Raw genomic sequence first — 13,735 nt, 5'->3', positions numbered from 1 at the left:
AGGGCACGCTCGCCACGGTGACCGGGGAGGTGTCGCCGCTATGGATGGCGTGAACGCCGCCCCCGCCGCCGCGGGCCCCTCGACCCCCGCGCGCACCGGGCGCATCGTGCGCGTCGCCGGGCCCCTGGTCGAGGCCGAGGGCGTGCCGGGCGTGGCGATGGGAGAGATCCTCCACATCGGTGCGGACCGGATCGCCGCGGAGGTGGTGGTGGTCGAGGGGGACCGCGCCACCACCCAGGCGTACGAGTACACCGGCGGCGTCCGCGTGGGAGACCCCGCCGCCGGCAGCGGTCAACCGCTCACCGGCCTGTTCGGCCCGGGACTGCTGGGCAGCGCGTTCGACGGCCTCATGCGCCCGCTGACCTCGGCACCGCTGTGGCTGCGCCCCGACCGCCCCGAATCCGTGGCGGCCGACGACGGCGCACGCCGGTGGCGCTTCGTGCCGTCCGCGCGGGCCGGCTCGACCCTGCGGGAGGGCGACGTGCTCGGGACCGTGCCGGACGCGGGCGCGGTCGAACACCGCGTGGTGGTGCCCGCGGGCGCCTCGGGCACGGTGGCGTGGATCGCGGACGAGGGCGAGGTCGGGGCGCTCGATCGCGTCGCAGACGTCGGGGGCCGCACCGTGCGCCTCTCGGAGCGCTGGCCGATGCGTCGCCCGCGGCCCTTCCTCGAGCGGCTCGCCGATCCCGAGCCGCTGCACACGGGCCAACGCGTGCTCGACCTGTTCTTCCCGGTCTCCCGCGGCGCCGCGGCGGCCGTGACCGGGGGCTTCGGCACCGGCAAGACGATGCTGCTCCAGCAGATCGCGAAGTGGTGCGACGCGGACGTCATCGTCTATGTGGGATGCGGCGAGCGAGGTAATGAGATGGCGGAGGTGCTCGACGACCTGGCACTGCTGGTCGACGAGCGCACCGGCGGCAGGCTGGTCGACCGCACCGTGGTGGTGGCGAACACGTCGAACATGCCCATGATGGCGCGCGAGCTGAGCATCTACACGGGGGTCAGCATCGCCGAGTACTTCCGCGACATGGGCCATGACGCGGTGGTGATCGCGGACTCGACGTCGCGCTGGGCGGAGGCCCTGCGGGAGTTCGCGAACCGCCGCGGCGACCTGCCCGCCGAGGAGGGCTTCCCGGCGGACCTGGCGTCCGAGCTCGCCGCCTTCTACGAGCGTGCCGGGCGCGTGAGGACCCTGGGTGGCCACGATGCATCGGTGAGCGTGATCGGCGCGGTGTCGCCTCCCGGCGGCGACATGTCGGAGCCCGTGACCACGATCACGCAGCGCTTCGTCCGCGCGATGTGGACCCTCGACCGGGATCTCGCCTATGCGCGCCACTACCCCGCCGTCCACTGGGCGGGATCGTTCGCGCGCGACGCCGCCGGGCTGGCGAGGTGGCAGACGGTGCACGGCGACCCCGAGTGGGCGGCCCGCCGGGCGGCCGCGCTCGAGATCCTGGCCGAGGCGGATCGTCTCGGGTCGCTCGCGGAGGTGATCGGCGTCAACTCGCTGCCCGGCCGGGAGCGCATGGTGGTGCTCGGGGGGCGACTCCTGAGGGAGTCCGTGCTGGCGCAGAACGCCTTGAGCCCCAACGACGCGACGTGCTCGGACCAGAAGGGCGCGGCGCTGCTCGACATGGTTCTCGACGTGATCGACGCGTGCCACGCCGCGATCGATCGGGGCGTGACAGCCACCGCCGTCGAACGCGCCGACTTCGGCCCCGTCATCCGCGCGGCCCAGGACGTGGGGCCAGAGGACGCCGGCGCGGTGGGCACCATCCGCGAGCGCATCCTCGACGTGCTGCGGAGGCTGCCATGACCGACTCCTCGAGCACTCGCGAACCGCGGGGCGGCGGTCCGCAGGGGCCACGCGTCGCGCACCGGGACATCCGGGCGATCCGCGGGCCGCTCGTGGTGGTGGGCGGCGTGGACCACGTGGGCTGGGACGAGTCCGCCGAGGTGGACAGCGCCGAGGGCCTGCGGCACGGGCTGGTGCTGGACCTCGACGGCGACCAGGCGACGGTGCAGGTGTTCGAGGGCACCGGGGGTCTCACCCCCGGATCCATCGAGGTGCGTTTCGCCGGACAGCCCTTGCACATCGAGGTCGGGCTGGGCTGGCTGGGCCGGGTGGTCAACGGCCGCGGGGCTCCGCTCGACGGCGGCCCCCCCATCTCGGGAGATCGCCTCGCACCGGTGAGCGGCTGGCCGCTGAACCCCGTCGAGCGTGATCCGCCTCACGAGCCGGTGATCACGGGGGTGTCCGTGATCGATGCGCTCGCCACGCTCGTCCGCGGGCAGAAGCTGCCCATCTTCTCCGTCGCCGGCCTGCCTCATCTGAGCCTGGCGACGCAGATCGCCGCCCAGGCGACCAGCTCCGGGGCGCAGTTCCGGGTGGTGTTCGCGGCGATGGGCCTCACCCACGCGGACATCGCCTTCGTGCGGGATCGGCTGGAGGAACGGACCTCGTCCGGCGAGCTCGTGCTGCTCCTCAACGCCGCCGACGACCCGGCGATCGAGCGCATCCTCACACCCCGCCTGGCACTCACCGTCGCGGAGCACCTCGCGTTCGAGGAGGGGGCGGACGTGCTGGTGGTCATCTCGGACATGACCAACTACGCGGAGGCGGTGCGCGAGGTCTCCGCCGCCCGCCGCGAGATCCCGGCGCGGCGGGGCTACCCGGGCTACCTCTACAGCGACCTCGCGAGCCTGTACGAGCGCTGCGGGCGCGTGCGCGGCCGCGAGGGATCGGTGACCGTGGTCCCCGTGCTGACCATGCCCGCGGGCGACATCACCCACCCGGTGCCGGACCTCACCGGGTACATCACCGAGGGCCAGATCGTGCTGTCTCCCGAGATCGCGGCACGGGGCGTGTACCCACCGGTCGACACGCTCGGCTCGCTGTCGCGGCTCATGCGCAACGGCGCCGGCCCCGGACGCACCCGCGACGACCACCTCGACGTGGCCGCCCAGGTGCTCGCCGCGCTGGCGCACGCCCGGCAGTCCGCCGCCCTGTCCGAGCTCGTGGGCGCCTCCGCGCTCGGCGAGACCGACCGCCGCTACCTCGCTTACCAGGACGCCGTCGAGCGGGGGCTGCTCGACCAGGGCGACAGCGAGTCCCGGTCGCTCGAGGACACCCTCGACCGGGCGTGGAAGGCGCTCGCCACGCTGCCGCGCCAGGAGCTCACCATGGTCTCGCCGGAGCAGATCCGGCGGCACCTCCCGCCGTCCGACGAGGAGGTGGACGATGCCTGACGTGGGCCGTGCCGCGCGCCTCCGAGTCCAGCGCCTCCTGACGGTCGCGCGGCACGGCGTCGATCTGCTCGAGCGCAAGCAGCGGATCGTCGCCGCCGAGCACGAGCGGCTGCTGCTGGTCGCGGACGGTCTACGCATCGCCTGGGAGGAGTCGGCACGCGACGCGCTCGTGTGGACGGACCGCGCCGCGGCGCTGGACGGCTGGGTCGCGATCGAGGCCGCCGCCCCACCGCAGGGTGCGACGGTGCAAGTCCAGGTCGCGCGCGTCATGGGCGTGGAGTTCCCCGACGATGGCGTCGCCGATGTCCCGGCCCACCGGCGCACCGGCGGAAGCTCGACGCTTCGGTACGCCGCCGACGCGATGACGGCCGCGATCGAGGCGGCGATCTCCTACGCGGCGGTGAGGCGGGCCACCGTCATCGTCGCGGCAGAGCTGGTCGCCACCCGGACGCGACGGCGCGCCATCGAACATCGCTGGATACCCCACCTCGAGGGCGAGCTGGTGCGGATCGAGCGCGGGCTCGAGGAGCTCGAGCGCGAGGAGAACCTGCGGGTGCGCTGGGCCATGGGCGCCCAGCAGGAGGCGCGCGGGAACCGGCGCCAGGACGGAGTGGCATCATGAACGCAACGGTGCTGGTAGGAGTGCATGACTCGGCCGCGTCGGCGGCGGCGGCCGCGGCGGCGATCGAGCACGCGCGGAGTTCCGGCGCGGCGCTGCGGGCCGTGGCGGTGGTCGAGCATGACGGCATCCCAAACGGATCGGACCGCGAGGCCGCGCTGCTGCACGGGCGCGAACAGGCCTGCTCGGCCGCGCTCGCCGACGTGGCTCGCCGCGCCACGGCCGCCGGGGTCGAGGCCGAGGTCTCGCTGCGCCGAGGTCGGGTCGCCGCCGAGATCCTCGCGGAGGCGGCCGCGTGCCACGCGAGCGTCATCGTCATGGGACGCATGGACCGTCCGGGACACGTGATCCCCGCGATCGGCTCCCACACGCTGGGCGTGGTCGAGTTCGCTCACGTCCCGGTGCTGGTGGTTCCCGAGCTCCATGCCGCGGCACACGCGCGGTGGCGTGGATAGTCGGCTCGGCCGCATGCGCCGGATGGCCGCGGACCGTCTGGAGTGCGCCTGGGCAGATTCGAACTGCCGACACCCGCTTTAGGAGAGCGGTGCTCTATCCCCTGAGCTACAGGCGCCTGCACGGGGTACGCCCATGAGGATACCGGCTGCCGGCGCCGCGACCACCCGACGCCACCGCCCACAACGGTGCGGCTGAGTGTCGCTTTCGCGCGCAGATTCCGCCAACGGTGCGGCTGAGTGTCGCCAGCGGCCGAGTGCACGTCTTGCACCTGCGCCGCCGACCCGGCGTAGCCTGGAGAGGAGAATCGACCGCCGCGCCGGAGACCCGGCCCGCCGCGTGGCAGCGGAGGAGGCCGTGGTGGTGGCGCAGCGATGCGCGGGGTCGCCGCGCCGATTGATCGCGTTCGTGGCCCTGGCGTACGGCATCTCGTGGGCGTGGTGGATCCCGCTGGTCGCGACCGGCGCGGTCGTGGATCCCGGCCAGGCGTGGCCCACCCACCTCCCTGGCCTGCTCGGTCCCGCGATCGCGGCCGTGCTGGTGACGGGCGCCACTGAAGGGCGGGCCGGAATCGCCCGGCTGTGGTCCCGCATCGTCCGGTGGCGGGTGCGCTGGTACTGGTACGGCCTCGTCGCCGGGACCGTCGCGGTGGCCGCGCTCCCGCTGGTGGTGGGCGACCGCCCCGACGCGCAGGACTTCGCTGCGTACTCCGGCGCACCGATGGCCGGCCTGTGGATTGTCCCGTACGTGCTCCTGGTCAACGGTTTCGGCGAGGAGATCGGCTGGCGCGGGTACCTCGCGGACGGACTGCTCGATACGCGGAGCAGGGCCACCGCCGCACTCCTGGTGTGGCCCGTCTGGGCGCTGTGGCACCTGCCGCTCTTCTGGGTGGTGGGCAACCTGCGCGGGCTGGGTGTGGGCGGGACGGCGGGCTGGCTCGTCGGCATCGGATTCGGCTCGGTGGTGCTGACGTGGCTGTACGACTCCGCGTCCCGATCGATCCTGCTGGTCGCGCTGTGGCACACGGCCTACAACTTCACCACGGCGACCGAGGCGTCTGCGGGGATCGCGGCGGCGGTTTCGAGCACGGTGGTGATGGTGGGCGGCGTGGTGATCCTGGCGCTGCGCCGGTCACGGCGGCGGCCGGCACCGCTCTCGCCTTGAGCGCGCGCCCGGTCGGATCCGCGCTAACCGCGCCCCGACTTCACCAACCGCCCACAACGGTGCGGCTGAGTGTCGCTTTCGCGCGCAGATTCCGCCAACGGTGCGGCTGAGTGTCGCCCGCGTCCTAGAACAGGTGGTGCACGTGCTCCCGCACATACCGCTCGTAGATGTCCTCGAGCGCCGCCATCGTCGAATCCGGCAGCGCCGGGAACTCCGCGGCCTCCGCGTTCGACCGCGCCTGCGACGGCTTCGAGGCGCCCGGGATCATGGTCGCGACCCCCACCTGCGCCAGCCACCCGAGCGCCATCTGCGACGTCGCCCAGCCCGAAGGCGTGAGCGCCGCGACCTCGCGCGCCGCGGCCACGCCCACCTCGAACGGCACGCCGGAGAACGTCTCGCCGATGTTCATCTTGGACCCGTCCCGGTTCCACGTGCGGTGGTCCTCGGGCGCGAAGGTGGTCGACTCGTCGTACTTGCCGGACAGCAGCCCCGACGCGAGCGGCAGCCGGGCGATGATCCCGACCCCCTTCTCGCGCGCCTCCGGCAGCACGCGCTCGAGCGGCTTGCGACGGAAGATGTTCACGATGATCTGGATGGTCGCCAGGTCCTCCTGCGCGAGCGCTGCCAGCGCCTCGTCCACGAGCTCGACCGAGACTCCCCAGCGCGCGATGCGGCCCTCGGCGACCAGCGTGCGCAGGTCGTCGAAGACGCGCTCGTCCGTGAACACCGGCGTGGGCGGGGTGTGCAACTGCACCAGATCCAGGGTGTCGACGCCCAGGTTCTCGCGCGAGCGGTCGGTCCACCTGCGGAAGTTGTCCAGCGTGTAGGCGTCCGCCACGTGCGGGTCCGCACGGCGGCCCATCTTGGTCATGACCGTGAACTCGTCCCGGTCCTCGCGACCGGCGAGGAACCGCCCGATCGCCTTCTCCGACCGCCCGTCGCCGTAGACGTCGGCCGTGTCGAGCACCCGGGTCCCCGCATCGGCCGCGGCACCCAGGATCTCCTGCGCCGCATCGTCGCCCACCGTGGCCCAGTCGCCGCCGAGCTGCCAGGTGCCCAGACCCACCAGCGAGATGTCGCGTCCGAGATTGGCCACCGTCGTCGTCCTCATGGAATCCACGGTAGCCGGGAAAGGTCCCGAGCTAGGACGATGCGGTCCCGGACATGCGACGAGGGCCGCCACCTCGCGGTGACGGCCCTCGTGAAGCGTGCTGGTCCTAGGTCACTCGGACGTAGACGGGGTTCGACTGCCAGATCGCACGGAACTGGATGGTCTTGCCCGGACGCGGCGCATCGATCTGCAGGTTCTTGCCCGCGTAGATGCCGATGTGGCCGGACGTCAGGATGAGGTCGCCCGGCTGGGGGCTGGAAACCCGGGTGCCGAGGCTCCAATAGGCGCTCGACGAGCGCGGGAGCGAGACGCCCAGCTGCCCGTAGACGTACGAGACGAAGCCCGAGCAGTCGAAGCCCGCAGGAGTGGAGCCGCCCGACACGTAGGGCACGCCCACGTACTTCGCGGCCTCCGCGATGACCGCGGAGCCGGCGATGGCCGCCTGGACCGAAGCCGAGGGCTGCACCGAGGTGGACTTCGAGACCGTGGTGGCGCCGCTCGAGGTCGACGTCGCCACGGGGGCGGGCGCCGGCGGCGGCGGAACCTTGACCTTCACGGTGGGAGTATCGATCGTGTACGTGACCGTCTCGTCCGACGAGGTGACGGAGGGGATCTCCGCGATGTCGTTGGAGTAGTCGAAGGGGGCAGCGGCACCGAGGGTGGTCGCGCCTTCCATCGGTTCGGTCGTGACGAGAGCGGCTGCGGCGGCCCCGGTGAGGGGGACGACAACGAGGGCTGCACCCGTGGCTGCTGCCACGGCCCGCGTCTTGGCGCGCATGTATCCGTACTTCAAATTACCGTTTCCTTTCGCGCTGTCTGCGCGTCGAGATCTCTGCGCCCCTGCGTCCGAATCGAGCCGGACGTTCCTCTTGTGGGGGGCACCTAGGAGAAGGTCTCCATGCCGTGAAGGCCGTTCTTGTTATCTAAAAGTTACCAAAGATCCTCAGGATGGCAAGCCGAACATGTGGCGCGCCTGATCCCGACCCAGCACCAGGAGGGCGCCCGCGACCCCGATACCCACCCCCGCATCGACCGCTTCGAGACGCACCGACGCGCCTGGCAGAACCCCGTTCTCAAGGAGGTCCCGGAGGAGCGCGGGATCGGCCTGGGGATGCTCTCCGATGCGGGTGATCGTGGCCAGAAAAATCTCGTTGTCCAGGAGCTCCGTGAGGGGCGTTTCGGCGGGAATCGGGCTTGTCTCGTCCGCTCCCAGCTCGTCGAGACCGGGGATCGGGTTGCCGTAAGGCGAGGCCGTCGGGGAGTCCAGCAGCTCGAGCAACCGGCGCTCGACCCGCTCGCTCATGACATGCTCCCACCGGCACGCCTCCTCATGGACATGCGCCAGGTCGAGGCCGATCACGTCGGTGAGCAGACGCTCCGCGAGCCGGTGCTTGCGCATCACCCGCATCGCGGCCGTCTCGCCCGCCGCCGTCAGCTCGAGGTGCCGATCCTCGGACACCACCACGAGCCCGTCGCGCTCCATCCGGGCGATGGTCTGCGAGACGGTGGGGCCCGCGTGACCGAAGTGCTCGGCGAGACGCGCACGCATCGGCGTCACACCGTCCTCGATCAGTTCGTAGATGGTCCTCAGATACATCTCGGTGGTGTCGATGAGGTCGCTCATGACGCGTATCGGCCCAGGCCGAGGTACCTCCAGCCCGCGTCGATCCACGCCTGCGCGGGAAGGCAGTTGCGGCCGTCGATGACGGTGCGCTGCGAGACCGCGGCTCCGACCACGGCCGGGTCGAGCTCGCGGAACTCCTTCCACTCCGTCGCCACGATGACCAGGTCCGCCTCCGCACAGGCCTCCTCGGCGTTGCGCGCGAACGGCAGGGTGGGCCAGATGGCGGCGGCGTTGGGCATCGCCTCCGGGTCGAACACCCGGACGTCGGCACCCGCCAGGTGGAGGCGGCCGGAGATGTCCAGCGCGGGAGAATCGCGAACGTCGTCGGAGTTGGGCTTGAAGGCCGCGCCCAGCACGGCGATGCGGGCGCCGTTGAGGGACCCGCCCACCTCACGCGCGGCCAGGTCCACCACGTGGTCGCGGCGGCGCAGGTTGACGTCGTCCACCTCGCGCAGGAAGCGCAGCGCGTGACCGGTGCCCAGCTCGTCCGCGCGCGCCATGAACGCGCGGATGTCCTTGGGCAGGCAGCCGCCGCCGAACCCGAGCCCGGCGCCCAGGAACTTGCGGCCGATGCGCGCGTCGTAGCCGATCGCGTCCGCCAGGTCCACCACGTCGGCGCCGGTGGCCTCACAGATCTCCGCCACCGCGTTGATGAAGGAGATCTTGGTGGCGAGGAATGCGTTGGCGCTGACCTTCACCAGCTCCGCCGTCGCGAGGTCCGTCACCACCATCGGGGTCTCGCGCGCGAGGGCGTCGGCGTAGACCTGGCGGGCGACCTCCTCGATGCGGCCCGGGTGCTCCGTGTCGACGCCGAGCACCAGGCGGTCGGGCCGCAGCGTGTCCTCCACCGCGAAGCCCTCGCGGAGGAACTCGGGGTTCCACCCCAGCTGGGCGTCCTCGCCCACGGGCGCGATCTCCCGCACGCGGGCGGCAAGCCGGGCCGCGGTGCCCACAGGGACGGTCGACTTGCCTAGGATCACGGCCGGGCGGGTCAGCAGCGGTGCGATGGTCTCGATCACCGAGTCCACGAACCGCATGTCCGCCGCATACTCGCCCTTCTTCTGCGGCGTGCCCACTCCGATGAAGTGGACGTCCGCGAAGTCCACCGCCTCCGCCGCGTCGGTGGTGAAGCGCAGGCGGCCCGACTCGACGTGCTTGCGCAGCAGCTCGGGCAGCCCGGGCTCGAAGAACGGCACCTCGCCGCGGGCGAGCCGCTCGATCTTGGCCGGATCGATATCAACGCCGATCACCTCGTGACCGAGCTCGGCCATTCCGGCGGCGTGGGTGGCACCCAGGTATCCGGTGCCGAAAACTGAGAGTCGCATCGTCATGCGGATAGCGTATCGGCCCTCGTCACGGCTTGGGGAGGGGTACCTCGACCACCACGGTGGCTCCCACGGCGTCCACCGCGAGCGTGCCGTCGACGTACGGGACGAACGCGGCCTCGCCGCGCGCGAGCGACAGCATCCCGCGCTCCGAGCGGGCTGTGGCGGTGCCCTCGACCGCCAGGACGATGCGCGGGCCGGGGGGGAAGGCCGCCGACCCACGTTCGACCATGGTGAGCGCGAACTCGTCCACGGGTGCCGGGTAGAAGGTCGCGTCGCCGTGGCGCTCCGCCGCGACCACGGGCGGCGGGGTGGGGGTGCCATCGGTGAGCGTCACCAACAGGTCGATGTCGACGGGCTTGGGGGTGAGGCCCGCGCGCACCACGTTGTCGGAGTTCGCCATGATCTCCACGCCCACGCCGGACTGGTACGAGTGGATGATCCCCGCGCCCGTGAAGCACGCCTGGCCCGGGGCGAGCCGGACCACGTTGAGCGCGATCGCCACCAGCGCGCCCGGATCGCCGGGGAACTCGAGCGCGGCTGCCGATGCGACCGCCAGGTTCTCCGGCGTGCCGGTGCGGCCGCCGACGTCGATGAGGGCCTCGAGCGCGGCGGGCGCGTCGGGGTCCCGCAGCACGCGCTGGATGTAGTCGCCCATGGCCACGGTGGGTTCGGTGGCGTTCGCCAGGTCCTCGGCCCACCGCCGCGTGCAGGGCTCGCCCAGCCACACCAGATCCGCCGCGACGGCCTTCGCGGGCCGGAAGCCCGCGAGCAGCGTCATGGGGGTGAGCGCCACGATCATCTCGGGCTTGTGCGAGCGGTCCCGGAACGTCCGCGTGGGCGCGTCGCTCGGGACGCCGCGCGCCTCCTCCTCGACGAAGCCCGCCTCGGCCTGCTCCATGTCGGGATGCACCTGCAGGGACAGCGGCTTCGCGATCGCGAGCACCTTCAGCAGGTAGGGCAGCCGCTCCCGGCTCGCCGCGAGCTCCGGTCCCAGCATCGTGGCGGGCGCACGGGCGATGAGCTCGTCGAGCCCGAGCCGCTCTCCCGGGTAAAGCCCGGCCTCGTCCGCATCGACCCCATGCACCGCGGTCGCCGTCGCCGGCGCGGACGTGTGGGCGCCCCACCAGGCCTCCGCCACCGGCTTCCCGGACGGGTGCAGGCCCACGAGCGTCTCGAGGACGTCGGTCATCCCCCACGCGTAGTGCTGGAGGGCGGGTTGGAGGCGGTACACGCCGCCATGATGCCAGCACTGGCGCGACTACAGTGATTCCATGACGGACATCATCCAGATTCCCGCCACGCTGCTCCCCCGTGACGGACGCTTCGGCTCGGGTCCGTCGAAGGTCCGCGACGCTCAGCTCCAGGCGCTGATGGCCAGCCAGCCCGGGGTGCTCGGCACCTCCCACCGGCAGGCCCCCGTCAAGGATCTCGTGGGCGACGTGCGCGCGCAGCTCGCGCAGCTCTTCGCGATCCCCGAGGGCTTCGAGGTGATCCTCGGCAACGGCGGCTCGACCATGTTCTGGGACGCCGCATCGTTCTCCCTGGTGCGGGACCGCGCGCAGCACTGCGCGTTCGGCGAGTTCGGCGCCAAGTTCGCCAAGGCCACGGATGCCGCGCCCCACCTGGGCGCATCGTCCATCCGCACGGCCGCCCCCGGGTCGGTGGTGCTTCCCGAGCCCGAGGACGGCATGGACGTCTACGCCTGGCCCCACAACGAGACCTCGACCGGGGCCATCGCTCCGGTGCGGCGACCCGCGGGGATCGGCGACGCGATCACCGTGGTCGATGCGACCTCCGCCGCCGGCGGCACGCGCGTGGACATCGCCCAGACGGACGTCTACTACTTCGCCCCGCAGAAGAGCTTCGCCTCCGACGGTGGGCTGTGGTTCGCCGTCCTGTCCCCCGCGGGCATCGCGCGCATCGAGGAGATCGCCGCGTCCGGACGCTGGATGCCGGAGTCGCTGTCGCTCAAGGTGGCGCTCGACAACTCGCGAGCGAACCAGACGCTCAACACTCCGGCGGTCGCGACGTTGGTGCTGATGCGCGCGCAGCTCGCGTGGATGCTCGAGGGCGGCGGCATGGACTTCGTCGCCCAGCGCAGCGCGCTGTCCTCCGGCCACCTCTACGACTGGGCGACCCGCACCTCATGGGCGACGCCGTTCGTGTCCGACGCGGCCTACCGGTCGCCCGTGGTGGCGACCATCGATCTGGACGATGCGGTGGACAGCGGCGAACTGCGGCGTCACCTGCGCGCCAACGGCGTGGTGGACATCGATCCGTACCGGAAGCTGGGCCGCAACCAGATCCGCGTGGGCGTGTACCCGGCCGTGGACCCCGAGGACGTCGAGGCGCTCATCGCGTGCATCGACCACGTGGCGGGGCGGCTGCTCGCCTGATGGCGTGGCGGGCCGGACCCGAGCGGACGCGCCTGGTGCGGCGCGTCCTCCCGGCCGTGCTACTCGTGGCGGTGTCCGGCGGGGTCGCGGTGAGCGTCGCGCTCGCCGGGCCGGGTCCCGCGGGCGATCCCGCCCCGGACGCCGGCATGATCGCGCGGCTCCTCGACGCGCCCGCGACGGTCCAATGGGCCGTGGAGGATGTGGTGGAGCCGGTGGTGGCGCCGTCCTCCGCCGCCCGACAGGCGGCGCCTCGCATCACCGTGTCGGCGCCGCCACCCCCTCCGCCGCCGGCGCCCGCCGCATCGTCCCCCCGGAGTACCGCCGGCGGGAGGTCGCTGGGCCCGGGCGACGTGGGCACCTACTGCGCGAACCCGGACCGGCCCTACGGCGCCTCGAGCGCGCAGGGGCTGCTCACCGCGGCGAACCGCGAGCGGGCGCGGCTGGGGATCGGAGCGCTGACGTGGTCGAGCTCGCTCGCTTCCGCCGCCGCCGGCTGGTCCTCCACCATGGCCTCGACGGGACAGATGTCCCACAACCCCTCGGCGCCGGGCGCGGAGAACGTCGCGTACGTGTCCAGCAGCGGCGGCTACTCGCGGGCGACGGCCGTGGGCATCATGCACGCGAACTGGATGCGCTCCTCGGGGCATTGCCGCAACATCATGAACCCGAGCTACACGCAGATGGGCGCCGGCGTCGCGTCGAACGGCAACGGAACCTCCTGGTACGCGACCGAGAACTTCCGCTAGGGACGCGTCAGTCCGGCTCGTGCGCGCGCCGCGAGCCGGACTGCGGAATCCACGCCAGGAACGCACCCGTGGTCGCGAGCCCGATGCCGCCCACCGCGAAGAATCCCACGGGCAACGCGATCACGGCTCCTGCCGCCACCAGCGCGGGTCCCGCGAGCCCTCCGGTGTCCTGGAGGATCATCCACAGGCCCGTGAACACCGAGCGACCGCGCACCGGCGCCACGTCCGCGCCCAACGTCATGATGAGACCCGAGCCCCATCCGTTGCCGATCCCCAGCACCAGCGCGGCGATGGTGACGGCGACCACGCCCTGCGTGAACGGCAGGGCCAGCGTGCCGAGGGCGAGCAGCAGCGTGGACGGAATCGCTGTCCACAGCCGCCCCCGCCGGTCCATCGTGGCGCCCGCCGGGTAGAACAGCAGCATGTCGATCGCGGCGGAGATCGAGAAGATCAGCGTGGCGACCTCGGGGCTGAGGCCCACGTGCGTGGCCCACAGCGGGATGATGGCCAGCCGCGCCTGGCGCAGCGCGCCGGTCGCGGCCACCGCGACGCCGAGCGTGCGGATGACGTGGGCGTTGTCGCGCGCGACCTGGGCCAAGGAGATGTGCTCCGGCCGCACGTACGCGCGGCGCTCGCGGCGAGCGCCCGCGAGGGCCAGCGCGCCGATGGCCGCCACCACGCACGCCGCGCCGAACCAGTAGGTGGAGCTGAGCCCCCAGACGGCGATGAGTCCGGCGCCGATCAGCGGGCCCACGAAGTTCGCGATCCGCCAGATCCCCGCCAAGGAGGTGAGCGAGCGGGCGGTGAACGCCGGCGGGATCAGCTCCAGGATCTGGTTCTGGCGGGCCACGTGGTACGCCGCGTGGCCCAGGCCCACCAGCACCGCTCCCGTGAGGAACACCGGGAGGCCGGGTGAGGCGGCCGCCACGGCCGCGCCCACGGCGAGGATGGCCAGCGACAGCATGGCGGCGCCGGCGGCACCCAGCCGATGCGCGAGCGCGCCTCCCAGCGCCGAGCCCGGGATGCGTCCTAGCTGGTACGCGGC

The 13,735-nt window shown here is 72.4% G+C and carries 13 protein-coding genes and 1 tRNA gene; 7 read left to right on the top strand and 7 right to left on the bottom strand.

Going from position 1 to position 13,735, the window contains the following annotated elements; translation table 11 throughout:
- The first annotated feature begins 40 nt into the window (after positions 1-40).
- The 4 genes from Q0L54_RS06630 to Q0L54_RS06615 are packed head-to-tail and all read left to right on the top strand — an operon-like array spanning position 41 to position 4,323.
- The gene (locus tag Q0L54_RS06630; protein WP_296666398.1) at positions 41-1,816 is read left to right on the top strand and encodes a V-type ATP synthase subunit A; all 1,776 of its coding nucleotides are present in this window, start codon (positions 41-43) and stop codon (positions 1,814-1,816) included.
- Positions 1,813-3,249 (top strand): V-type ATP synthase subunit B, encoded by a 1,437-nt coding sequence (locus Q0L54_RS06625; protein WP_296666397.1) that lies wholly within the window; start codon positions 1,813-1,815, stop codon positions 3,247-3,249. The genes Q0L54_RS06630 and Q0L54_RS06625 overlap by 4 nt, the downstream gene beginning before the upstream one ends.
- Entirely contained in the window at positions 3,242-3,871 is a 630-nt protein-coding gene (locus Q0L54_RS06620; RefSeq protein WP_296666396.1) for a V-type ATP synthase subunit D, read from the top strand. Before Q0L54_RS06625 ends, Q0L54_RS06620 begins: the two co-directional genes overlap by 8 nt.
- Complete coding sequence (locus tag Q0L54_RS06615; RefSeq protein WP_296666395.1) at positions 3,868-4,323, top strand: universal stress protein; 456 nt, start codon at positions 3,868-3,870, stop codon at positions 4,321-4,323. The genes Q0L54_RS06620 and Q0L54_RS06615 overlap by 4 nt, the downstream gene beginning before the upstream one ends.
- Positions 4,324-4,366: 43 nt before the next feature.
- Here Q0L54_RS06615 and Q0L54_RS06610 read toward each other — a convergent pair.
- A tRNA-Arg gene (locus tag Q0L54_RS06610) sits at positions 4,367-4,439 on the bottom strand.
- 221 nt (positions 4,440-4,660) lie between these two features.
- On the opposite strand from Q0L54_RS06610, the gene Q0L54_RS06605 reads away from it, so the two are divergent.
- Positions 4,661-5,485 carry a type II CAAX endopeptidase family protein gene (locus Q0L54_RS06605; protein WP_296666394.1) on the top strand — a complete coding sequence of 275 codons (825 nt, stop codon included), beginning with the start codon at positions 4,661-4,663 and terminating at the stop codon, positions 5,483-5,485.
- 124 nt (positions 5,486-5,609) lie between these two features.
- Here Q0L54_RS06605 and Q0L54_RS06600 read toward each other — a convergent pair whose 3' ends face one another.
- The 5 genes from Q0L54_RS06600 to manA all read right to left on the bottom strand — a co-directional run bounded on the left by Q0L54_RS06600 (position 5,610) and on the right by manA (position 10,779).
- Entirely contained in the window at positions 5,610-6,596 is a 987-nt protein-coding gene (locus Q0L54_RS06600) for an aldo/keto reductase (protein ID WP_296666393.1), read from the bottom strand.
- Between the two features lie 106 nt (positions 6,597-6,702).
- Entirely contained in the window at positions 6,703-7,272 is a 570-nt protein-coding gene (locus Q0L54_RS06595) for a C40 family peptidase (protein WP_296666392.1), read from the bottom strand.
- Between the two features lie 267 nt (positions 7,273-7,539).
- Positions 7,540-8,220 carry a metal-dependent transcriptional regulator gene (locus Q0L54_RS06590; protein ID WP_296666391.1) on the bottom strand — a complete coding sequence of 227 codons (681 nt, stop codon included), beginning with the start codon at positions 8,218-8,220 and terminating at the stop codon, positions 7,540-7,542.
- Positions 8,217-9,545 (bottom strand): UDP-glucose/GDP-mannose dehydrogenase family protein, encoded by a 1,329-nt coding sequence (locus Q0L54_RS06585; RefSeq protein WP_296666399.1) that lies wholly within the window; start codon positions 9,543-9,545, stop codon positions 8,217-8,219. The genes Q0L54_RS06590 and Q0L54_RS06585 overlap by 4 nt, the downstream gene beginning before the upstream one ends.
- A gap of 28 nt (positions 9,546-9,573) precedes the next feature.
- Positions 9,574-10,779 (bottom strand): mannose-6-phosphate isomerase, class I, encoded by a 1,206-nt coding sequence (gene manA, locus Q0L54_RS06580; protein ID WP_296666390.1) that lies wholly within the window; start codon positions 10,777-10,779, stop codon positions 9,574-9,576.
- 40 nt (positions 10,780-10,819) lie between these two features.
- Between manA and serC the strand changes: the two genes are divergently transcribed.
- Both serC and Q0L54_RS06570 read left to right on the top strand, forming a co-directional pair.
- On the top strand, positions 10,820-11,944 hold the full coding sequence (gene serC / locus Q0L54_RS06575) for a phosphoserine transaminase (protein ID WP_296666389.1): 1,125 nt from the start codon (positions 10,820-10,822) through the stop codon (positions 11,942-11,944).
- Positions 11,944-12,690, top strand: coding sequence for a CAP domain-containing protein (locus Q0L54_RS06570; RefSeq protein WP_296666388.1), 747 nt, complete (start codon positions 11,944-11,946; stop codon positions 12,688-12,690). Before serC ends, Q0L54_RS06570 begins: the two co-directional genes overlap by 1 nt.
- 7 nt (positions 12,691-12,697) lie before the next feature.
- Here Q0L54_RS06570 and Q0L54_RS06565 read toward each other — a convergent pair.
- Positions 12,698-13,735 (bottom strand): MFS transporter (locus Q0L54_RS06565; RefSeq protein ID WP_296666387.1); only part of this gene is annotated, 1,038 nt, incomplete at its 5' end.

It is taken from the genome of Demequina sp. (assembly GCF_024642165.1).
GTDB lineage: Bacteria > Actinomycetota > Actinomycetes > Actinomycetales > Demequinaceae > Demequina.
This window is presented reverse-complemented; position numbering and strand designations above follow the sequence as displayed.